Consider the following 21,284-nt stretch of genomic DNA (forward strand, 5'->3'; position numbering starts at 1 on the left):
TTTGGAGTTTATGCTATCAATGTGAACTCAATATGAACGCATCTAAATTATTTCATTATTATAAATTGTATCGTCGAAGTGTTACATTTATAATAATCATAATACTTAATAAGGAGACCTTGCGTATGACAACCTGTCTAATTGTCGATGATGACCCAAAAATATTAGAATATGTTTCGAAATATATTGAACGAGAGCATTTCGAAACAATTGTCCAATCTAGTGCAGAAAATGCTTTATCTTATCTTGAAACACATCAAGTTGATATTGCAATTGTAGATGTGATGATGGGAAAAATGAGTGGATTTGAATTATGTAAAATACTTAAAGAAGATTTCGATATTCCGGTCATTATGTTAACTGCACGAGATGCTTTAAGTGATAAAGAACAAGCTTATTTAACAGGTACAGACGATTATGTTACAAAACCTTTTGAAGGTAAGGAATTGATGTTCAGAATTAAAGCGGTACTTAAACGTTATAATGTTAATATAAATAACGAAGTTTCAATCGGTAATCTGACATTAAACCAATCCTATTTAGAAATTCAATCTTCATCAAAATCAATGAATTTACCTAATAAAGAATTTCAGTTACTTTTTTTACTTGCTTCTAATCCAAGGCAAGTCTTTAATCGTGATGCATTAATTGAAAAAATATGGGGCTTTGATTATGAAGGTGATGAACGTACAGTGGATGTTCATATTAAGCGTTTGAGAAAACGACTTGAAAAAATAGATGCTTCTGTAACGATTCATACTGTAAGAGGATTGGGCTATAAGGTGGATGATCATGTTTAAATCACTCTATACACGAATAGCCATTTACACTATCACTGTTATGATATTCTCTGCAGTTGCTAGTTTTCTCTGTACTAATATTATTTATCATAACTACTTAAAAGAAAATAACGACGCTAAAATCATGCGCACATTAAAGGATTCAATTCAATATCAAAAAGAATCAAGGATTGAAGCATCTGCACCCTTTTTCAAACACTTGGGAGAGATGAATTATCAAGTGATGACAATTTCTGAAGATGGCCATCGTACATATTATGGCACTGAATTCAGAAAAGATAATATTAGCAAAAAAACAGCTGAATCTGTATTACATGGTAAGGATTATCATGGTATTAAAAATTTACCCTATAACCCTATTATCACTGGTTTTTTTGAGAATACAACGAAAAATACCGTTGGTATAGCTTATCAATCTAAAGAACATACATATGCTGTTTTTATGCGTCCTGACATTGGCAAAACATTTAGTGAATTTAGAATATTTCTTGCGATTCTAATCACATTATTACTACTTTTCTCAATTATATTGGTTATTTCATCTACTTATGCGATTATCAAACCGATACAACAGTTGAAACGTGCTACAGAACGATTGATGCATGGTAACTTTGATGAGGTCATTCATGTAACACGTAAAGATGAATTTGGTACATTACAATATCGTTTTGATAAAATGCGCCTATCTCTCAAACAATTAGACGATATGAGACAACATTTTGTTCAAAATGTATCGCATGAAATTAAAACACCGCTAACTCATATTCATCATCTACTTGATTTATTAAAGTTTGCTAAAACGGATGATGCACGTGAGCAATATATTGAAGAAATATATGAAGTCACAACACAACTTAGTGAATTAACAAAAGCATTGTTACTGTTATCAGAGATAGATAATGGCGCGCATTTAGACTTTGATGATGATATTCAATTAAATCAGTTGATTAAAAAAATAATTAGACATGAGCAATTTTCTGCCAATGAAAAAGATTTAATTTTAATGTCAGACTTAGAAACAATTAGTATGAATGGTAACGAACGTTTATTACATCAAGCCTTTCAAAATTTGATTACCAATGCGATAAAATACTCAACAACGGGTGGCATGGTTGACGTCACACTTTCACAAAACTTAGAGACAATTACATGTACAATTACAGATGACGGCCAAGGCATGTCAGCCGAAACACAAGCTCGTATATTTGAACGATTCTACAAGTCAAGTAATCATGATAATAGTAATGGCCTCGGTTTAGCGATAGCAAAAGCAATATTTGAACTGCACCATGGCACAATAACGGTAGATAGTGAAAAAAATGCTGGAACGACCTTTACAATCACATTCAAAAAGGTGCCTAAGACAATAAGTTAATTCGATAAAACGATGCCCTACATTTACAACCCATACAATGAATTAGGCCGAGACACATTTTGATGTCTCGGCCTAATTTAATATGAATAAAAGATATACAATGCACAATTTCTACTTCATTAGTTCATGGCTTATTTATTTGTCATCCTTAATCACCAATAACTCTAGTTAATTTTAAGATATTTCGTAATCTCTTTGTTTAATTGCGTATAAAGTGCTTCATTCTCAGATAATTTCATACCGAAAGAAGGAACCATTTCTTTAATTTTTTCTTCCCAACCTTCAAATTCATCTTTATAGCAACGTTTCAATAAATCTAACATAATATCTACCGCCGTAGAAGCGCCAGGTGAAGCACCAAGTAATGCAGATAATGAGCCATCTTCAGAAGTGATGACTTCTGTACCGAATTGTAAGGTACCTTTACCTTGATCAGTATCTTTGATTACTTGTACTCTTTGTCCTGCAACAACAACTTCCCAATCCTCACTCTTTGCGTTCGGTACAAATTGACGTAAATCTTCCATACGTTCTTCGTTGGATAAGGTAAGTTGTGAAATAAGATATTTCGTTAAATTCATCTCTTTAATTCCCGCAGAAAGCATGGTAATTATGTTATTAGGTTTAACAGACTTGATTAAATCCATATTTGAACCTGTTTTTAAAAACTTCGGTGAAAAACCAGCAAAAGGTCCAAATAAAATTGTGCGTTTACCATCTATATAGCGTGTATCTAAATGTGGTACAGACATTGGCGGCGCGCCGACTGGTGCCTTACCGTATACTTTAGCTAAATGTTTTTTGGTAATCGCTTCATCTCTACACACTAAGAAGAGCCCACTAACTGGGAATCCTCCTATATGTTTAGATTCTTTGATGCCTGTTTTTTGTAATAATGGTAAACTTGCGCCACCTGCACCGATAAATACAAAGTCGCTTTCTACAATTTCTATAGTGTTTGTATCAAGATTTTTAACTTTCACTTCCCAAACACCGTCTTTACGCTGTTTAATGTCTTCAACTTCGTGTTTATAATTTAATGCTACATCTTTATCTTCTAAATTTTCAAATAATTTTTTAGTCAATGCACTGAAGTTAACATCTGTACCTGTTTTATCATAACTAATCGCCATGGGGATATTAGACGTACGTCCTTCCATAATTAAAGGCGTCCATTCAGTTATCTTATCTTTATCGTCCGTGATTTCCATATTACTAAATAAAATGTTTTTATTTAGTCTTTCTACACGTCTTTTCAAAAAGTCTACATTTTTAATCCCTTGAACAAAGCTCATGTGAGGCACTGGTTTAATAAATGCTTCTGGATAATCGAGTTGCCCTTGTTTCACTAGATAGCTCCAAAACTGTTTGGAAACTTGAAATTGTTCATTGATTTTAACCGCTTTTTTGATATCAATTGTGCCGTCTTTATTTTCGCTCGTATAGTTCAATTCACATAATGCAGAGTGCCCTGTGCCCGCATTATTCCATGCATTCGAACTTTCTTCAGCAGGTGTTGATAACCTTTCATACATCTTAATTTCTTTCTCAGGAGCGATTTCTTTTAAAATCGTCCCTAGTGTTGCGCTCATGATACCGCCACCAATTAAGATGACATCTGTTTTGCTATGTTGTGTACTCATAACAAATACAGTCCCCCTTTTATATGTGTTTAATAGAAACGTTATCTTTACTTTTATAATACGTTCACTAATTTAGTAAAGCGTTTTCTATAACTTAAAAATAAAAAATTCGTCTTATTGCCATTTATGTATTTAACGCAATAACACAATTACTTCATACCTCTCTAATTATATACGTAATTATCGCATGAAAAAAGGGGTTTCAGTAATTTTACACAAATTTTGTTAATAAGTGTTAACTAGAATATATCATATTTTGATGATTATACTTATTAAAACGAGGTATACTTTATTTATCACAACGTTTTATAAACAAAGAAAATAAAGAAATCCACCACACATTTCGTGATATAATGGATTTCAATTTAAGTAAAGTACGCTTGGAGGTTTTTATGAAATCAATCACTTTTTTTATGCATAATATTTATGCGATGGGTGGAACGGTAAAATCGATTTCCCAAATCGCTAATGTTCTAGCTGAAAAAGGACATCACGTGGAAATTATTTCCGTTTTTAAAGGAGACACATCACCTTATTTTGATATCAATCCATCCATTAAAGTTAAGCCCTTAGTTAACTACCAATTACATCCCTTTAATTTTAAAGATATCTTATTTAATCGTATTACTAAATGGACATCCTTATCGAAACCCAAGTATATTTCCCAACACGAACCTGGTCTTAATCAATTTTCACATTATATAGAAAAGAAAATGATTAAAGCAATTAAACACGTTAATACCGATGTCCTAATTGGGACACGCGCAAGTTTTAATATACTTATTGCTCAACATGCGCCTATGAAATGTGAAAAAATTGGTATGGAGCACATGAATTTTGATGCGCATCCAGAAGCATATCAACAAGAAATCATTAATGCCTATAAAAATCTAGACAAATTAACAACATTAACTGAAACTGATAAAGTAAAATATCAAGATTACATACACATCCCTACTTTTGTAATCCCAAATATTATCAATGAAACACGCTTACAAGAACAAAAAGTTAAAAATATTAGTGCCGCCGGACGTTTAGAATACGAAAAAGGCTTTGATTTATTGATTGACAGTATTAATCTAATTCAAGAAAATATGAGGCAATTTGGATATCAGGTCCACATATATGGTGATGGTAAAGAACGAGACAACTTATCCAAGTTGATCCGTAAAAATAACTTAGAGGATATTGTTTTTCTTCAAGGCGCAACACATCAATTAAATGAAAAATTAGCTAAAAGCGAACTGACAGTTATTCCATCCCGCAATGAAGGGTTTGGCATGGTTATATTAGAAGCAATGAATCAAGGCAGTGTCGTAGTAAGCTTTGACGGAAATGCTGGTCCTGAATCAATTATTCAAAATAATGTAAATGGCTATTTAATTGAACATGGCAATGTAGACGCTTTAGCAAACAAACTACGCCGTCTCATTAACCAAGAATTTAAGGATCAAGTTATTATCGAAAATGGTTATCAAACGGTTGAGACTTATGGGCCAAATGCAATCTATCTTTCTTTTAGACATATGCTTGATACTTAGACATTAGATAAACCGACAATCATAGGATTTTCACCTTACACAATGCAAAAACGCCTACAAAGTAGACATACATATGACTACTTTGTAGGCGTTTGTTTTATAATAAGCTATTAAAAATAAATCCATTTGAAATTAATATCTGTTTTTTCTATATAAATATATTTAATAAGAAAGTCCAAATACATACGAAAACCAGTAAAGCCACACTATAACGAAGTGTCATTTTAAGTAATTCTGATTCTTTACCTACTTGTTGTACAGAGGCTGTTGCAATAGCGATTGATTGAGGTGAAATTAATTTTGCTGCAACACCACCCACGGTATTTGCAGAAACAAGTAACGCACCACTTGCACCAATATTGCTTGCTACCGCGGCTTGAATTGGCGCAAATAAAGTATTGTTATTCGTAACTGAACCAGTTAAGAATACACCAATCCAACCTAAAATTGGTGATAATAATGGGAAAATACTACCTGTTTTCGCAATTCCCTCACCTACTGCATTACTCAAACCTGCATAAGTCATTAATTTAGAAATAACTAAAATAAAACAAATCGTAATGATTGGTAACCATAACTCTTTAAATGCGTTCTTGAATAAACGCACACCATCTTTAAAATGTACTTTATTGGACATCAAAATTGTAATAACAATAACGATTAAAATAGCTGTTCCTGTTTGACCTATGATGTTTAACGGTAATGTGATCGCCTTATTAGCGATTTCACTATATGTACCTGGTAGTGCAATGTTGAACACGAATGATTCTAGCGCACCACCTGGAACAAACAACGCTTTAAAGAAAGATGCACTCCAAATCATTACAACTACTGTTAAAATGACGAATGGACTCCATGCATAAATAATCTCTTTAGGTTGATGTTTGCTGATTTTTGGAGGTTCTTCATCTTTATTAATTCTAAAGATATGTTTTGGCTGGAATTTTTTAGAAAATATTGCAAGTGCCATCATTGCACCTAATGGTGGTATGATATCTGCTAATTCTGGGCCTATAAACACCGTAATGATTGCTTGTAAAACAGTGAAAGTAATCGCAACTACAAGTATCGCTGGTAGTGTTTCTTTAATACCTTTAAATCCGTCTATAATCCATATTAATAAAAATGGAATAAGCATATTCATAAGCACAAGTGTTAAAGCAGACATAGAAGAAACTGCCATACCTGTCACACTATCGTGTAAACCTAATGTGTCTATAACTGTAACTGGTAAACCAATGGCACCAAAAGCACCTGCTGAAGCGTTTGCAATCAAACACAACATGGCAGCTTGCAATGGCGCAAATCCTAATTGTGTAAGTAATAAAGCACAAATAGCGATAGGTACACCAAATCCAGCAGCACCTTCTAAAAATCCATTAAATGCGAATCCAATTAATAGCAATTGAATACGTTGGTCCTGAGAAATGCTCGATATACTATCTTGAATCGTATCGAATTGACCAGTTTCATTCGTAATCTTATAAAGTAAAACTGCCATTACAACGATATAACCAATGGGTATAATCCCTTGGAAAAATCCTTCTACAACAGCACCTGATGCAATATTTACAGGTAGTTTAAAGAAGACGATAGCAATAATAACTGTAACAACAACAGTTGTGATTGATGCATAAATGCCTTTCATTTTAAAAATAGTTAAACATAAAAGAAATAAAACAATCGGCACTGCTGCAACAATTGATGATAACAGGACGTTATCAAAGGGGTTAAACGTATCTACAAACATTTTGACTCACTTCTACTTTCTACATATATTTATGATTGTGTATAAAAACGATTCCTTATTGTGATTTTTTTCACAATTAAATTATAGCATTTTTTCTACCAAATTCAATAAAAATTTAAAATATTATTTTTAAATGCTACAACTCATACCCTATAATTACATTTAATTTACATTGCTGTAAAGAATAAATTTAAATATAGTGAGTTTTGCTCGGGGTTTTTTATTCACGGATATCTTTTGTCTCACGTACGCAACATGGTAAAATAAGATTATTAACTATTAAGTAGAGGGATATTCATGATAAAACAAATTGAAATTACTGCAGTTCATGATTTAGAATCTGAGCTGGAGAAAGCTAGACACGAAGACTGTACACACTTTGTCTTAATAAATGACAGCATAGACATATATCAACCCATGCTTGAGGCTGTATCATTAAAACCGTGTACGATTGTAGCGGACTATACAGTGAAAAATCAATATATCAACGATTGCACATACTTCGGTAAATCAGACATTACATTTAATGATTGGATAGAAAATATTAATCATTTTCCAAATGTGATATATCATATAGAAACAACACAATCTATCTTAAATAATTACGATATTAATAATATATTCGATTTGGCTTTGATATCTTTAATGCAAGATGATGTCATAACAGATAGTCATGTCGTTTTTAACTTTAATTCTGAATTTATAACAAGTAAGCGCATTTGGCATGATATTAAAAATCTAACGCCATTAAATACTACAAAATTCAATTTAAACAAATTAGCTTATACGCATAATCACCCGTTGCCCTTTAAAAACAACGAAATATTGGCTCCTGATCAAATGCGTTTTACTGACAAATGTTTAAATCGCACGCATTTTAAATTACCACATTGGTTATTTAAAATGATTCAAAATCACTTTGTAAAGAAACACCAAAATATGAGCTATATATATGAAAAAGATAAATCAAACATTAAAGACCATATTGTATTCTTAGGTTTTGATTATGGTTTCAGAGGTAATTCTCGCTATTTGTTCAATCACTTTGCAAAACATTTTTCTAAGTTACCCATATATTTCATTACGAATGATGTAAATGGACCCAATTTTATAAAACCAGATGACCCTAAAACCAAGTCTCTCATAGAAAGTGCCCAGGTTGTTATTTTGGAAAGCTATATTCCAGACAATTTAAAACCAAATGGTACCATTATCCAACTATGGCATGGCACACCTATAAAAAAATTGTTTTTAGACAGTATGGAACCGACGCAAAATCTTAACATTTACAATTATCGAGCACGTAAATATAATAAATGGTTACAGCAAGATTATTTTATCAGTGACTGTGCCCCAATTATTGAACACTTTAAATCTGCTTTTCCACAACAACAAACTCATATTTTAAATTGTGGCTATCCAAGAGTTAGATATTTAATGGACAAACAATCTGATAAACATTATATTTCTTTCATCAAACAAGAACTTAAATTGGATCCTGACAAAGAAACACTATTATATGTTCCAACTTGGCACTCACATTTTGATGAAGTTGATTTATTGCCTATAAGTGACGGGTTACTTAACAAATATAATGTGATATTCAAAGGACATATTGAAGATCAATCAGATTATATGCCTGAAAATGCAATCATTGCACCTACGCATATTGAAGTTCAAGATTTATTGTTAGTATCTGATATTGTATTGACTGATTATTCATCGATTATATTTGATGCCCTATCGATAGATAAAGTTGTATGTCAATATACACCAGATCATGAAAAATATGTAACAGAACGTGGTGTATATGATGACGTGATGCACGCATTATCAACTGTACGTTATAGTGATTCAAAAGCATTGTTAAATGATTTAATCAGTCATCAAATGAAAGATGTTCATCATACTGAATTTATTAATAAAGATAATCATGCCTTTGAAACAATTTCTCACATCATTCATAAATGTATTAAATCTAAGTAATTGAGACTATGTCATAACTAAATAACAAACAAAAAAGTGAGCCAGACTTCATTAAAAGACTGGCTCACTTTTTCTAAACCTAAATTCAATATTATTGTTGATAAGCAGGGTCCACTACTCTAACAGTACCTTGTTGATCAACTGTAGCTATTGTATATGTTCCAGGTTGCGCTTGATTTTGGAAACTGAAGATATAGCTATAATTTCCTTCGCTACCTTCAATTGCATAATCATTATATGGATTAGATTGTCCATTTAAACCATTCACTTCAGTTGTAGCATTATCTAAAGCATTTTGGAAATTCGGTAAGTTTTGTAATGCAGCTTGTGAATCAGGTGTACCAGATGTAATATTTTGTGCTACTGGCACTGCATTTTGACCTTGATACGGCGCTACGTATTGCGATGTGTTGGCACTAGAAGCACCATTATTTGCATCTGCACTTGCATTATCATTTGAATTACTACCATTAGTATCATTCATAGTACCATTCTCGTTGCCATTACTTTCTGAAGATGTGGCATTGTTAGCATTGTCATTGTTTCCTGATGAATTATCTCCATCAGCATTTGAACTTGAGCCATCACTATTTGCGTTATTGTCATTGTTACTTGATGAACTATCTGAAACTGACGCATTATCCGAGCTGTTTTCATCATCTGCATTATTGCGATCACTTGAACTACTGTCATCAGATTTACTATCTGAATTTTTGTCTGAATCTGAATTGTTATCTTTGTCTTTATCAGAATCATTGTTCTTTTTGTCATCGTTCTTAGAATCTTTGGACTTATCCTCAGAAGATTGATTGTCTTTTGAACTATCATCCTTTTTACTGCTGTCATCATCACTACCATTTGAACAAGCAACTAGTGCTAATGATAATGTCAAAAACCCTGCTAATAATTTTTTCATATATGAAAACCTCCTTGAATTTATAATACTCATGACCCAAAGGTTACTTAGTATGTATCACGCTACCATTTAGGGTTGATGAGAATTATTATGTTATTCACTATAAATTCAAAAATGAACATCTTTCATCAAAATTCTTTCAAAAGAAAATATAAATTTAACAAAATCAAAAGAATTTTTAAGTTTATATTGATAGATTACACATCTTCGACAATTTAAATCGTTACACATGTCAAATTAACATACCTAGGTCAGATGTCTCTCTCCATTATCAAGTCGGTATCTACAACATTCCCTGTATAAAATTGATGTTCACCTGTCACCGACAATCCTTGCTTTTTATAAAAATTAAAAGCCTGTGCATTATGTTCCCACACGCCTAACCATATTTTCTTTTTATTTAATTCACGCGCTTTCGCAGTGGCAAACTCAATTACTTGTTTGCCCCGCCCACCACCTTGGGCATGTGGTAAAAAGTAGATACGTTGAATCTCAAGATACGCATCCCCCTTTGGTTCAGTTTGTGCTTCATTAATGTTTAATTTAAAATATCCAACAATGTCGCGATTTTCCTTATAGAAATAAGTGAATGAATTGTCATCTTTTAACTCTTGTAGTAATTGATCTTCTGCATAAGCCTCATCAAAGTATGCGTCGAAATCTTCATCTGTATATTCACCATGCTCAAACGTCGTCCTAAACGTAGTGATACTTAATTCTCTTAATACTTTAACTTCATCTAGTTTAACCATTTCTATAGATTGATCCATTCCGCTTTCACCCCACATTATATTTTATTGTCATTATACTAAAGTCGAAGACAGGTTACTATTTTAAAAAGCACCTGACTCAGTTCTAACTTATTCACTTTGTATAGAATAAATCTACGAATTTTATGTAATTTAAAAGTTTTTTTAAATTAAAACGCTTTCTTATAAATACTCTAGGTTTGGCTTATTGTGTAATATTCAATTACATGATAAAGTAGGTCTTGTTTTTTAATTGTTCGTAATTTTTATACATAAGGGAGTGCCATTCAGTAATGACTAACACATTCAAAGCCTTTGTAGTCGATGAACAAGACGGCAAAGTCGTGAATCAATATAAAGATATTTCAGTAGATGATCTACCAGAAGGCGATGTACTTATTAAAGTAAAATATTCTGGAATCAATTATAAAGATGCGCTTGCTACAGTAGAAAATTCAAGAATTGTTTCTTCTTATCCAATGATTCCAGGTATTGATTTAGCTGGTGTTGTAGAACATTCAGATACACATGCTTTCGAAAAAGGCGATGAAGTCATCGTTACGGGTTATGACTTAGGGACTAGCCATTTTGGTGGTTTTAGTGAATATGCACGTGTTAAAGAAGAATGGATTGTACCATTACCAAAGGATTTAACATTAGAAGAAGCAATGATTTATGGTACAGCTGGATATACAGCTGGATTAGCTATTGAAAAGTTAGAACATAACGGCCTTTCTATCGAAAAGAAAGATATACTCGTACGTGGTGCTACCGGAGGTGTTGGTACATTAGCGATTATGATGTTAGATTCAATTGGATTTGATGTTATTGCTAGTACTGGCAAAAAAGGTGCAGAGGACAAACTAAAAGCGCTTGGTGCTAAAGAAGTTATTTCCCGCATTGCTAATAGCGATCAAAAAGCACTTGGCAAACGAACTTGGCAAGGTGTCATTGACCCAGTTGGCGGAGAGAGTTTATCACAAATCGTGAAACAATTGGATTACAATGGTATGGTTGCTGTTATTGGTATGACAGCAGGTGCAAAATTTGATAGCTCAGTATTTCCATTTATCTTGAGAGGCGTAAGTATTATAGGTATTGATTCAGTTTATACTGAAATGAGACAACGCAAACATATCTGGCGCCGTTTAGCTAAAGATTTAAAACCAGATAACTTACATGATATTAAAAAAGTAATCCACTTTAATGATATTGAAGATAATATTAAACAAGTACTTGAAGATAATAATTCAGGTAGAATCGTCATTGATTTTAATGCTTAATGCTTAATCCTTAACATAAACCTTAATTTTCTTTTAAAAAGGAAATTAAGGTTTATTTTTTTATTGATTTAAAAGCGTCCCTTTTTTATTCGTATATGAATAAAATGATATCTAATATAAATAGATATGAATAAATAAAAATCTTATATTTTAATATTTACAACCAAAATATGAAAGCGTATACTTATTGATATCGAAACTTATCAGGAGGGTTTTTATGGAAATTAAAGTAGATAAAAAACTCATCTTTTTCCTTGGTGCATTGGGAGGTTTACTCTATGGTTACGACATGGGAGTAATATCGGGTGCTCTATTATTTATAAAAGATGATATACCATTGAATAGTGTTACAGAAGGATTGGTTGTTGCATCTATGCTTGTCGGTGCCATCTTTGGTTCTGGTGCAAGTGGGCCATTATCTGACAGACTTGGCCGTAGACGTGTGGTATTTGTGATAGCTATTGTTTATATTGTTGGTGCACTTATCTTAGCATTAGCACCTTCAATGCCCGTATTAGTTATAGGTCGTTTAGTTATCGGATTGGCTGTTGGTGGCTCTACTGCCATTGTTCCAGTTTATTTATCTGAAATGGCACCTACGGAACAACGTGGTTCTTTAAGTTCTTTAAACCAATTAATGATTACGATTGGTATCTTATCTTCATATTTAATCAACTATGCTTTCACACCTATCGAAGGTTGGAGATGGATGTTAGGTCTTGCAGTTGTACCGTCACTTATTTTATTAATTGGTGTCGCATTTATGCCTGAAAGTCCTAGATGGTTACTTGAACATAGAAGTGAAAAAGCAGCACGTGATGTTATGAAATTAACATTTAAAGACAGCGAAATCGATAAAGAAATCGCAGATATGAAAGAAATTAATAGTATCTCTGAAAGTACATGGAATGTTTTAAAATCACCATGGTTACGTCCAACACTGATTATTGGTTGTATATTTGCTTTGCTACAACAGATTATCGGTATTAACGCCATTATATATTATGCACCTTCTATCTTTAGTAAAGCAGGATTAGGCGATGCTACTTCTATTTTAGGTACTGTTGGTATTGGTACTGTGAACGTTATCATTACGATTGTTGCAATTATGATTATTGATAAAATTGATCGTAAACGCTTATTAGTCATTGGTAATATTGGCATGGTTGCTTCATTACTTATTATGGCCGTATTAATTTGGACAATTGGTATTCAATCTTCTGCTTGGATTATCGTGGCTTGTTTAACGTTATTCATTATATTCTTTGGTTTTACTTGGGGACCTGTATTATGGGTAATGTTACCAGAGTTATTCCCTATGCGTGCACGTGGTGCCGCAACGGGTGCCGCAGCATTAGTATTGTCAATCGGAAGTTTATTAGTTGCTCAATTCTTCCCAATATTGACTGAAGTCTTACCTGTAGAACAAGTATTTTTAATTTTTGCAGTGATCGGGATTTGTGCACTAATATTTGTCATCAAATACTTACCTGAAACACGTGGTCGTAGTTTAGAAGAAATTGAAGCTGATTTACGTTCTAGAACAAATGCCACAGATGCAAATATTCATGAATCAAAATAATTTATAAACTGACACACATAAGGGTGAATCGCCATAATGCGACTCACCCTTTTTTATTGCCATACTATGCTTAAAATTTGATATACATACCACAAGAATGAGGTTCTGTAGTGATAAATCCATATTGTGCGTAAAATTGATCTGCTGGATAATCAGCCATTAAACTAACATAAGTACCTTCTTCAGCTTCATTTTCTACATATGACATGATATGCGACATAATCGTTTTACCATAACCTTGTCCTTGAAACTCAGGGTTTACAGCAATATCAATAATTTGAAATGCTGTACCACCATCACCGATGACACGTCCCATACCTATCAAGTCTGTTCCATGATATATGGTCACATTAAAACATGCATTGCTAATGCCCTTTTCCGCAGCTTTTTGTGATTTCTCACTTAACCCTGCTACTTTTCGCAAATTTCTATAATCAACTACACTAGGTGCTTCATGCTTTATCTCTATCATCGTGCCACATCTCCTATAACTTATGTTTTCTATATTATGATATAGTCTGTAATAATTCTCAAACTATCCTTCATATAAATAATGCTTTTTGTATAAAAAAATCGACAACGGTTTTTCCGCTGTCGTTTAAAAAGCATCATGTGCTGTAAGCTATAAATATTTTTTCATAACTACCTTATTAGATTCTTTGAAAATCTCATTATGGCTAGAAACATAGCCTTCTGCTTTTGCTTTTGGTTCTATATAAAGTTTAGCTAGGTTAGCTGCATTCGCAGCGTCACTAAATGCACTTGCAATTAAATGTGCTTTAGCTTCATGATAAATAATGTCACCACATGCATATAGACCATCGATGCTTGTAGCAGTATTACCAAAGCCCTTAATGCTATATTCATTAAACATATCTACTTTAGCAGAAGATTGTTCAAGTAATGTATTCTCTCTATCAAAGCCATGACTAATGATGACATCATCAAATGATTTTACAGTATGTTCCCCAGTTTCAATATTCTCTAAGATGACTTGCTCAATCTGCGTTTGCGTTTCATCACCAATTAATTGATGTATATGTGTATTCGGTAATTTTTTAACGTTTAATTGTTCCAATTTTTCTTTCATGACTTCATAACCTTTAATATCAGCTTTTCTATATATTAGCGTTACACTTTTAGCATAGCCACTTAAATCATTTGCCCAATCCAATGCTGAATTGCCAGCTCCTGAAATCAATACATGTTTGTCTTTGAATTTTTTTAATGACTGAACGACGTAATGTAAATTTGTCAATTTGTATCTCTCTGCATCCTTAATATCGAGTTGCTTCGGATTAATGATGCCGCCACCAATCGCAATAATAACTGATTTACTAGAAAATACATTACCTTTATCAGTTTCAACTTCAAAGTGTTGTTGTTCTATTTTCCTGATATCAATCACACGTTCTTCTAAATTTACTTCTGGTTCAAAATGCAAACCTTGCTTAACTGTATCTTGAATTACTTCAAAACAAGGTTTTGGAGCTAATCCACCAATATCCCAAATAATCTTTTCTGGATATACATGCATTTTACCACCAAGTTTATCCTGGATATCTATAATACGCACACGCATACCCCTTAAGCCTGAATAGAAACTAGCAAATAATCCTGCAGGACCTCCGCCAATTATAATAACATCATCCATAAAGCATCCTCCCAAAATTCAGCTTGTGTCTTTCCTACATTATGCTATAATTGATAACGATTATCAATGAAAACCTTTTAATTTTCAAAATTCTTAAAATTTACGAGCTGTTAATCTGTGAAGAAATTGTTATTAATTTTAATTTGTTTGACATTATTTGTAGGCGCTTGCAGCACACAAGATTCAAGTAAAAAGAACGATAGTGAAAATAAATCCACTGAAAAATCTTTTAAGGATGATACAGGTAAAGAAGTTAAAATTCCTAAAAACCCTAAAAGAATTGCTGTTTTACACCCAACTTATATCGGCGCATTGGTAAAATTTGGCCATAAGCCGATTGCCGTACCAGAATTTGTAGAGAAAAACAAAGTATTAAATGATGTTACAAAAGGCATTAAGCGTATTGATAATACCAGTGTTGAACAAGTTACTAATCAAAAACCGGACCTTATCGTAACGACAATACAAGATAAAAATATTAAAAAATTACAGAAAATTGCTCCAACCGTAGTTTTGATTCAGAAAAATCTACTTATAAAGACCATGCAAAAAAACTTGCCGCTTTAGTCAATGAAGAGTCGAAAGCTAAACAATGGATTAAAGACTGGGATAAACAAATGGCCGACGATAAAAAAGAATTGTCACCATTAATTAAAGGCAAGACTGTGTCAGTATTGCAACAAACTCCAAAAGGTACTATGGCATTTAGTGATCATTTAGGTAGAGGCACAGAAATCTTATATGATGGTTATGGTATGAAGCAACCTAAAGCGCTAGAAAACGCAACTCAAGACAAATTTGCCACACCTATTAATCCTGAAAATTTCAAAGATTATATAGGCGATTTTGCAGTTATTGCGACAAATGGTGATCAACCTGCACCGTTCGAAAATACTAATTATTGGAATAATCTACCAGCAGTTAAAGATAATCAGGTGATTAAATTTGATGGTACAGAAACACAGTATAATGACCCTATTTCTTTAGAAAAACAACGTGATATTTTTTATAAAGCATTAAAATCAAAAAAATAATATAGTACCATCTCGTTTCATTTTTACTAATACTGTAGATAAAAATTATTTATAAAAAAGCAAAAGCTGCCAACAATGGTTTACGCATTGTTAGCAGCTTTTTAATTAATCCCTTGGGTCTTTCACTATTGCATTTCTTAATAAGAAGAATAATAGTATAAAGCCAGCAGTTAAAATCGTATGACCTATACCTGCATATCCCGCAAAAGATTCAGGCACAGTCATTCCAATGACTTGGTATGTACCTTTGGTAAACATCATACCTATTGTCGTTAATACGCCAATATTATAAACAATAAAGAACCAATTAAATAAATAATAACTACTTAGTTTAAATACTTTTACAACAGGCAATAAAATCAAATGCATAAACATCCCTAATATAAGGGTATGAGTATGTACTACAACGAGTTGTGTATCACCAGTGAAATGATGTGCAAGCGTCAATTCACGATAATAGAAACCACTGAGTAAGCCTAAAACTGTATAAATTAAAAAAGCATATAATACTCTACGCATAGATAATCCTCCTCAAGCATATTATATGACAATTATCTTAAAATTACAGTGACAATTCTTCAAACATATAGAAATACTACGACGTCTTTGCTTTACCTTATATATAACCACGTCTTGTTTATCACATAACTACAAATTAAAAACTAAGCATCCTATTTTTAGCGCTAGTATAGGATGCTTAGCCTTTATATTATTAATCCAGTTATGTTTTACTTATTTTCACTTTCTTCCACTTTATCGATCTTATCAACTTTGCGCTGTGAACCACCTTCCCAACTCACATTAAGATAAGCTTCAACATTTTTTTTAGCAACTTCAACACCTATAATTTGTGCCCCCATAGTTAAAATCTGTGCATTATTGCTTAATTGTGCACGTTCTGCAGAATAATAATCGTGTGCTAATGCTGCACGTATGCCTTTTATTTTGTTTGCAGTAATTGCTACACCAATACCCGTACCACAAATCAAAATACCGCGTTCGTTTTCACCTTGTTGAATGCTTTTTCCAACTTCAGCCGCTACATCAGGGTAGTCCGTTTCAGCACATTGATGACAACCAAAATCTTCAACTACATGTCCTAAATGCTCAACATGCGCTTTGACCGCTTCTTTTAAATCATATCCATTATGGTCTGCACCAATTGCTATTTTCATTAAAATTCCTCCTTAAATTTTCTTCATACCTTATATAAATGGTTTAAATGTATCTAGCATCAAATAGGCAGACATTGCGCCAGGATCTACATGTCCTTGGGAACGATATCCTAAACGTTTTGATCTTCCTTTATTCGATACAATATCTTTAGTACTTTCCATACCATGTTTTGCTTCACCTAACGCTACTTGAAATGCATCAGCAAACGATTCACCTGATTGTTGTGCATGTTCTAATGATTTGTAAAAAGGTTCAAGTGTATCTATCATCGTTTTATCACCTATTTTAGCTTTACCTCTATCCTGGATTCCTTTACAAAAAGCAATCCAATATTGATAGAGACCTTCATCATCTAAAGATGTCTCATTTTTAACAGCAACGGCACCTTTTAAATAGCCTGAAGCGTACAATGGTCCGACAGATGAACCGACAGCATCTAAGAAACGCTTACCAACTGCTACACTAATTTTTGAAATATCATCTTGGTCTGCCAATTCATTTTGAATTGTTTCTTTAACAGCTTGATAACCGATATCCATCGTTACGCCATGGTCACCGTCACCAATTTTTCTATCCAATTCGCAAAGTTCATCTTTTTTATTTTCAAAAAGTTCGGTTAAAGCTAAAATATACACTTTAAATGATTCATTTGTTAATGTCATAATGCGCTCCTCCTAAATGACTTTGAAATTTGGACAATCTATAGGATGATCTATACAGCGCTTCAATGTATCATCAACTTTCATCAATGTAATTGAAAAGCCACCCATTTCCATTGAAGTAATGAAATTCCCTATAAATGTTCGGTATGTGTTGATATGATTATCTTTTAAAATTGCATCTACTTCTTTATTGATAATATAAAGTTCCATTTGTGAAGTGGCGCCCAAACCATTGATTAAAACAACAACATCATCTTCAGCGTGATAGATGTCTTCTTTTAAAATATTTTGCATAATAACTTGAACCGTTTCTTTAGCTGTGCGAATTGTTGTTTTTTCAATACCAGGTTCACCGTGATGACCTAAACCGATTTCCATCTCATTATCTTTTAAATCAAAGCTTGGTTTACCTGTTTGCGGCAAATAACATGGACTCAAACCAATACCCATTGAACGCGTTTGATCGTTTGCCAATTGCGCAATACGTCTAACTTCTTCTAAATCATAACCAAAGTCTGCAGCCGCACCAGCCGCTTTATAAAGTAATAATTCTCCTGCAATCCCCCTGCGATCATCTATATCTTTGGAAGAAGCGACGTCATCATTACCAATCACTGCCTTAGTCACAATATCATCTTCAATTTCCGTCATTTCACTCGCCATTTCAAAATTCATTAAATCTCCTGCGTAGTTTCCATAGATATAAAGTACGCCATGGTCACGATTTATTTCTCTTGTAACTGCCTGTATAGGTATTGGCGAAGGTGAAGCAAAAATATTTCCAACGGCTACACCATCTGCCATACCTTTACCAACATATCCTAAGAACGCTGGTTCATGACCCGAACCGCCACCTATCAATATGCTAACTTTTCTTTTGTCATTTCTCTTTTTGCCTATTAAAGCTCTCTTATGGAGTTCAGAACGTCTAATATATTCTGGATAAGCAATTAGATAACCAGACATTAGTTCCTCAATCACATTATCTGGGTTATTAATCATTTTTTTCATTTTAAAACGCTCCTTTTACGACGTTGTGTTTGACAATATTAATTTATGGTACTAGAACCACTTTTAGCGATTGATCTCCTTTTTTCATCAATTCAAATCCTTCTTCAAAATTTTTTAAAGGTAGTTGATGTGTGACAACGCCATCTGTAGGGAAGTCGTCTTTTTGAATACCATCTATAACCAATGGATAACAATAAGGTCCTAAGTGACTACCCATTAAATCTAATTCTTTACGGTCAGAGATAATACTCCAATCCACCGTGACTGGATCTCCAAAAACAGAAAATTCTACAAAACGACCTAATTTTCTAATTGCACTTAAACCTTGTTCTACAGACTTAGGATGGCCAGTTGCTTCAATATACGTATCACAACCATATCCTTCCGTCATATCTTTAATTTCTTTTACTACATCCACTTTTGATGGGTTCATAACAATATCAGCACCAAATGCTTTAGCTAATTCTAATCGATCATCTTTCATATCTAAGACGACTAATGTTTCCGCACCCGCTTTTTTAGCTGCGCCAACCATACCTAAACCTAGTGTACCGGCACCAGATAAGACAACAAAGTCACCTAATTTAATATTGGCACGTTGAACGGCATGCAAGCTACATGCATATGGTTCAATTAAAATGGCTTTTTCAATAGGCATATCTTCTGGTACTTTGTAATTAATAGCCTCTTTAGTAAATTTCATATATTCCGCCATACCACCGTTAACATTGCTTTGGAATCCATAAAGATCATGTTTTTCACACATCCAATATTCGCCGCGGTTACAGAATCTACAATTCCAACAAGGTACGATTTGTTCTGAAATCACACGATCTCCAATTTCAAAATCTGTAACATCTTCTCCTTTTTCTACAATGCGTGCTATAAATTCATGTCCCGGAATCATAGGTGCTTTAATGTATGAAGGTTGCTTTTCATCACCCCAAAAACTTGGTGCACCGCCATAAGCCTTTATATCACCAGCACATATACCACATGCTTCAACTTTCACAACAATTTCTTTAGGATGTTCTATCGTTGGCGTTTCAACTGTTTCATATTTATATTCTCCAGGCGCGTATGCGACTACTGCGTTCATTGTTTCAGGATAATTTTTCTTACTCATCATTAACAGCTCCCTTATCATTTTTAGAAAACGCTTTCATCTATATGTGTAATTCTAATATACTTTTTCATTTATCACAAATATTTTTTCATTTATTTTCGTTTTGTTTTCTTTTTATTTTCTTATATCGAATTTATGTTAATATAAAAGTGATACTAAAAAGGATGTGAAGCACATGAAAATGTATGCAGATGAACGCAGAGAACATATATATTCGTATATTAAATCTCATAAACGCGCAACAGTAAAACAACTATCTGATTACTTAAGTGTTACTGAAGCAACAGTAAGAAGTGATTTACGGAGACTAGAAAGTGAAAATAAATTAACACGTACACATGGTGGCGCTAAAGTCACAGAAAATGTAGGCTCTAAATTTAACTTTTCTTATCGTTTAACACAAAAACACGGTGAAAAATATAAAATAAGTAAGTCCGCCTTAAAAAAAATCAAACCGCAACAATGTATTATGATTGATGCAAGTTCGACTACTTATGAACTCGCCAAATTACTTGCAGAAACTACGATGGAACTGACAATTATTACAAATGGTCTAGAAAATGCCGTACTATTAAAAGAAAATCCACATTTAACCGTTCTCGTAGTTGGTGGTTTTGTTTCACAAGATTCAAACGCGATAACTGGGAATATCGATTCTCAAATTCTAGAAATGTACCACATTGACTATTTCTTTTTATCTGCAAATGGTTTTACGTTAGAAAATGGATTAACTGATTTTTCATTACCTGAAGTACAATTAAAAAAACAAATGGTACAAGAAAGTGAAAACGTCATCGCTCTCATTGATAAAAGTAAATTTGGTGTTTCTTCAACACTTTCCTTTGCGAAAATATCTGATATTAATGAAGTCATTACGGATGAAAAGCCAGAACATAAATGGCTTAAACATGTTCCGTTTTCAGTAACCGTTGCACAATAACAATAATGAAGTTTCACTGAATCGCACATGCATATGGTATATTTTTAATTTCAACA

20 protein-coding genes are annotated in these 21,284 nt (G+C 33.1%); 9 read left to right on the forward strand and 11 right to left on the reverse strand.

Translation table 11 applies throughout. The features are described 5' to 3' along the window. Nucleotides 1-125 precede the first annotated feature (125 nt). The gene (locus tag ACP7BT_RS07625) at nucleotides 126-800 is read left to right on the forward strand and encodes a response regulator transcription factor (protein ID WP_041079187.1); all 675 of its coding nucleotides are present in this window, start codon (nucleotides 126-128) and stop codon (nucleotides 798-800) included. After that, nucleotides 793-2,175 (forward strand): HAMP domain-containing sensor histidine kinase, encoded by a 1,383-nt coding sequence (locus ACP7BT_RS07630; RefSeq protein WP_041079189.1) that lies wholly within the window; start codon nucleotides 793-795, stop codon nucleotides 2,173-2,175. Before ACP7BT_RS07625 ends, ACP7BT_RS07630 begins: the two co-directional genes overlap by 8 nt. A gap of 164 nt (nucleotides 2,176-2,339) precedes the next feature. Here ACP7BT_RS07630 and mqo read toward each other — a convergent pair whose 3' ends face one another. After that, nucleotides 2,340-3,818 carry a malate dehydrogenase (quinone) gene (gene mqo, locus ACP7BT_RS07635; RefSeq protein ID WP_002482490.1) on the reverse strand — a complete coding sequence of 493 codons (1,479 nt, stop codon included), beginning with the start codon at nucleotides 3,816-3,818 and terminating at the stop codon, nucleotides 2,340-2,342. A gap of 392 nt (nucleotides 3,819-4,210) precedes the next feature. Between mqo and ACP7BT_RS07640 the strand changes: the two genes are divergently transcribed. Further along, a complete protein-coding gene (locus tag ACP7BT_RS07640) occupies nucleotides 4,211-5,359 on the forward strand; it encodes a glycosyltransferase family 4 protein (protein WP_037537812.1) in 1,149 nt (382 codons plus the stop codon). A gap of 148 nt (nucleotides 5,360-5,507) precedes the next feature. Here the strand turns inward: ACP7BT_RS07640 and ACP7BT_RS07645 are convergent, their stop codons facing one another. Next, on the reverse strand, nucleotides 5,508-7,109 hold the full coding sequence (locus ACP7BT_RS07645; RefSeq protein ID WP_011302489.1) for an L-lactate permease: 1,602 nt from the start codon (nucleotides 7,107-7,109) through the stop codon (nucleotides 5,508-5,510). Nucleotides 7,110-7,406: 297 nt separating this feature from the next. Between ACP7BT_RS07645 and ACP7BT_RS07650 the strand changes: the two genes are divergently transcribed. Further along, nucleotides 7,407-9,095, forward strand: coding sequence for a CDP-glycerol glycerophosphotransferase family protein (locus ACP7BT_RS07650; RefSeq protein ID WP_041079193.1), 1,689 nt, complete (start codon nucleotides 7,407-7,409; stop codon nucleotides 9,093-9,095). Between the two features lie 91 nt (nucleotides 9,096-9,186). Here the strand turns inward: ACP7BT_RS07650 and ACP7BT_RS07655 are convergent, their stop codons facing one another. Together ACP7BT_RS07655 and ACP7BT_RS07660 are read right to left on the reverse strand one after the other, a co-directional pair. Then, complete coding sequence (locus ACP7BT_RS07655) at nucleotides 9,187-10,011, reverse strand: hypothetical protein (RefSeq protein ID WP_041079194.1); 825 nt, start codon at nucleotides 10,009-10,011, stop codon at nucleotides 9,187-9,189. A 251-nt stretch (nucleotides 10,012-10,262) separates the two neighbouring features. Continuing rightward, nucleotides 10,263-10,781 (reverse strand): GNAT family N-acetyltransferase, encoded by a 519-nt coding sequence (locus ACP7BT_RS07660; protein WP_037537810.1) that lies wholly within the window; start codon nucleotides 10,779-10,781, stop codon nucleotides 10,263-10,265. A gap of 272 nt (nucleotides 10,782-11,053) precedes the next feature. Between ACP7BT_RS07660 and ACP7BT_RS07665 the strand changes: the two genes are divergently transcribed. Then, entirely contained in the window at nucleotides 11,054-12,043 is a 990-nt protein-coding gene (locus ACP7BT_RS07665) for an acryloyl-CoA reductase (protein WP_041079196.1), read from the forward strand. Nucleotides 12,044-12,260: 217 nt separating this feature from the next. Beyond that, on the forward strand, nucleotides 12,261-13,625 hold the full coding sequence (locus ACP7BT_RS07670; protein ID WP_002482483.1) for a sugar porter family MFS transporter: 1,365 nt from the start codon (nucleotides 12,261-12,263) through the stop codon (nucleotides 13,623-13,625). A 70-nt stretch (nucleotides 13,626-13,695) separates the two neighbouring features. Here the strand turns inward: ACP7BT_RS07670 and ACP7BT_RS07675 are convergent, their stop codons facing one another. Beyond that, nucleotides 13,696-14,097 carry a GNAT family N-acetyltransferase gene (locus ACP7BT_RS07675; RefSeq protein WP_037537807.1) on the reverse strand — a complete coding sequence of 134 codons (402 nt, stop codon included), beginning with the start codon at nucleotides 14,095-14,097 and terminating at the stop codon, nucleotides 13,696-13,698. Between the two features lie 150 nt (nucleotides 14,098-14,247). Continuing rightward, nucleotides 14,248-15,279 (reverse strand): NAD(P)/FAD-dependent oxidoreductase, encoded by a 1,032-nt coding sequence (locus ACP7BT_RS07680; protein WP_002482481.1) that lies wholly within the window; start codon nucleotides 15,277-15,279, stop codon nucleotides 14,248-14,250. Between the two features lie 147 nt (nucleotides 15,280-15,426). On the opposite strand from ACP7BT_RS07680, the gene ACP7BT_RS07685 reads away from it, so the two are divergent. Beyond that, the gene (locus ACP7BT_RS07685; RefSeq protein WP_228482852.1) at nucleotides 15,427-15,846 is read left to right on the forward strand and encodes an ABC transporter substrate-binding protein; all 420 of its coding nucleotides are present in this window, start codon (nucleotides 15,427-15,429) and stop codon (nucleotides 15,844-15,846) included. Next, entirely contained in the window at nucleotides 15,765-16,313 is a 549-nt protein-coding gene (locus ACP7BT_RS07690; protein ID WP_235304903.1) for an ABC transporter substrate-binding protein, read from the forward strand. The genes ACP7BT_RS07685 and ACP7BT_RS07690 overlap by 82 nt, the downstream gene beginning before the upstream one ends. Before the next feature lie 105 nt (nucleotides 16,314-16,418). On the opposite strand, the gene ACP7BT_RS07695 is transcribed toward ACP7BT_RS07690, so the two are convergent. The 5 genes from ACP7BT_RS07695 to ACP7BT_RS07715 form a co-directional block, all read right to left on the reverse strand. Further along, nucleotides 16,419-16,832, reverse strand: a complete 414-nt coding sequence (locus ACP7BT_RS07695) for a DUF2871 domain-containing protein (protein ID WP_002482478.1) — start codon at nucleotides 16,830-16,832, stop codon at nucleotides 16,419-16,421. A gap of 209 nt (nucleotides 16,833-17,041) precedes the next feature. Further along, nucleotides 17,042-17,488, reverse strand: coding sequence for a ribose 5-phosphate isomerase B (rpiB, locus tag ACP7BT_RS07700; RefSeq protein WP_002482477.1), 447 nt, complete (start codon nucleotides 17,486-17,488; stop codon nucleotides 17,042-17,044). A gap of 30 nt (nucleotides 17,489-17,518) precedes the next feature. Further along, on the reverse strand, nucleotides 17,519-18,151 hold the full coding sequence (gene dhaL / locus ACP7BT_RS07705) for a dihydroxyacetone kinase subunit DhaL (protein ID WP_041079200.1): 633 nt from the start codon (nucleotides 18,149-18,151) through the stop codon (nucleotides 17,519-17,521). A gap of 12 nt (nucleotides 18,152-18,163) precedes the next feature. Beyond that, nucleotides 18,164-19,162 carry a dihydroxyacetone kinase subunit DhaK gene (locus tag ACP7BT_RS07710; RefSeq protein WP_041079201.1) on the reverse strand — a complete coding sequence of 333 codons (999 nt, stop codon included), beginning with the start codon at nucleotides 19,160-19,162 and terminating at the stop codon, nucleotides 18,164-18,166. Between the two features lie 43 nt (nucleotides 19,163-19,205). Beyond that, nucleotides 19,206-20,288: an MDR/zinc-dependent alcohol dehydrogenase-like family protein gene (locus ACP7BT_RS07715; protein WP_037537804.1), complete on the reverse strand. Its 1,083-nt coding sequence runs from the start codon at nucleotides 20,286-20,288 to the stop codon at nucleotides 19,206-19,208. 175 nt (nucleotides 20,289-20,463) lie between these two features. Between ACP7BT_RS07715 and ACP7BT_RS07720 the strand changes: the two genes are divergently transcribed. Next, nucleotides 20,464-21,228 (forward strand): DeoR/GlpR family DNA-binding transcription regulator, encoded by a 765-nt coding sequence (locus tag ACP7BT_RS07720; RefSeq protein ID WP_041079204.1) that lies wholly within the window; start codon nucleotides 20,464-20,466, stop codon nucleotides 21,226-21,228. Nucleotides 21,229-21,284 lie beyond the last annotated feature (56 nt).

Origin of the sequence: Staphylococcus sp. Y174-1, assembly GCF_049897865.1 — a bacterium.
Classification (GTDB): Bacteria; Bacillota; Bacilli; order Staphylococcales; family Staphylococcaceae; genus Staphylococcus; species Staphylococcus saprophyticus.

Excerpts from the sequence above, each read along its gene's own strand:
- ACP7BT_RS07640 (WP_037537812.1), top strand. The coding sequence starts at position 4,211 with ATGAAATCAATCACTTTTTTTATGCATAATATTTATGCGATGGGTGGA.
- ACP7BT_RS07715 (WP_037537804.1), bottom strand. The coding sequence starts at position 20,288 with ATGAGTAAGAAAAATTATCCTGAAACAATGAACGCAGTAGTCGCATAC.
- ACP7BT_RS07625 (WP_041079187.1), top strand. The coding sequence starts at position 126 with ATGACAACCTGTCTAATTGTCGATGATGACCCAAAAATATTAGAATAT.
- ACP7BT_RS07675 (WP_037537807.1), bottom strand. The coding sequence starts at position 14,097 with ATGATAGAGATAAAGCATGAAGCACCTAGTGTAGTTGATTATAGAAAT.
- ACP7BT_RS07645 (WP_011302489.1), bottom strand. The coding sequence starts at position 7,109 with ATGTTTGTAGATACGTTTAACCCCTTTGATAACGTCCTGTTATCATCA.
- ACP7BT_RS07670 (WP_002482483.1), top strand. The coding sequence starts at position 12,261 with ATGGAAATTAAAGTAGATAAAAAACTCATCTTTTTCCTTGGTGCATTG.
- mqo (WP_002482490.1), bottom strand. The coding sequence starts at position 3,818 with ATGAGTACACAACATAGCAAAACAGATGTCATCTTAATTGGTGGCGGT.
- ACP7BT_RS07710 (WP_041079201.1), bottom strand. The coding sequence starts at position 19,162 with ATGAAAAAAATGATTAATAACCCAGATAATGTGATTGAGGAACTAATG.
- ACP7BT_RS07655 (WP_041079194.1), bottom strand. The coding sequence starts at position 10,011 with ATGAAAAAATTATTAGCAGGGTTTTTGACATTATCATTAGCACTAGTT.
- ACP7BT_RS07630 (WP_041079189.1), top strand. The coding sequence starts at position 793 with ATGTTTAAATCACTCTATACACGAATAGCCATTTACACTATCACTGTT.
- ACP7BT_RS07680 (WP_002482481.1), bottom strand. The coding sequence starts at position 15,279 with ATGGATGATGTTATTATAATTGGCGGAGGTCCTGCAGGATTATTTGCT.
- dhaL (WP_041079200.1), bottom strand. The coding sequence starts at position 18,151 with ATGACATTAACAAATGAATCATTTAAAGTGTATATTTTAGCTTTAACC.
- ACP7BT_RS07650 (WP_041079193.1), top strand. The coding sequence starts at position 7,407 with ATGATAAAACAAATTGAAATTACTGCAGTTCATGATTTAGAATCTGAG.
- ACP7BT_RS07660 (WP_037537810.1), bottom strand. The coding sequence starts at position 10,781 with ATGGATCAATCTATAGAAATGGTTAAACTAGATGAAGTTAAAGTATTA.
- ACP7BT_RS07720 (WP_041079204.1), top strand. The coding sequence starts at position 20,464 with ATGAAAATGTATGCAGATGAACGCAGAGAACATATATATTCGTATATT.
- rpiB (WP_002482477.1), bottom strand. The coding sequence starts at position 17,488 with ATGAAAATAGCAATTGGTGCAGACCATAATGGATATGATTTAAAAGAA.
- ACP7BT_RS07665 (WP_041079196.1), top strand. The coding sequence starts at position 11,054 with ATGACTAACACATTCAAAGCCTTTGTAGTCGATGAACAAGACGGCAAA.
- ACP7BT_RS07695 (WP_002482478.1), bottom strand. The coding sequence starts at position 16,832 with ATGCGTAGAGTATTATATGCTTTTTTAATTTATACAGTTTTAGGCTTA.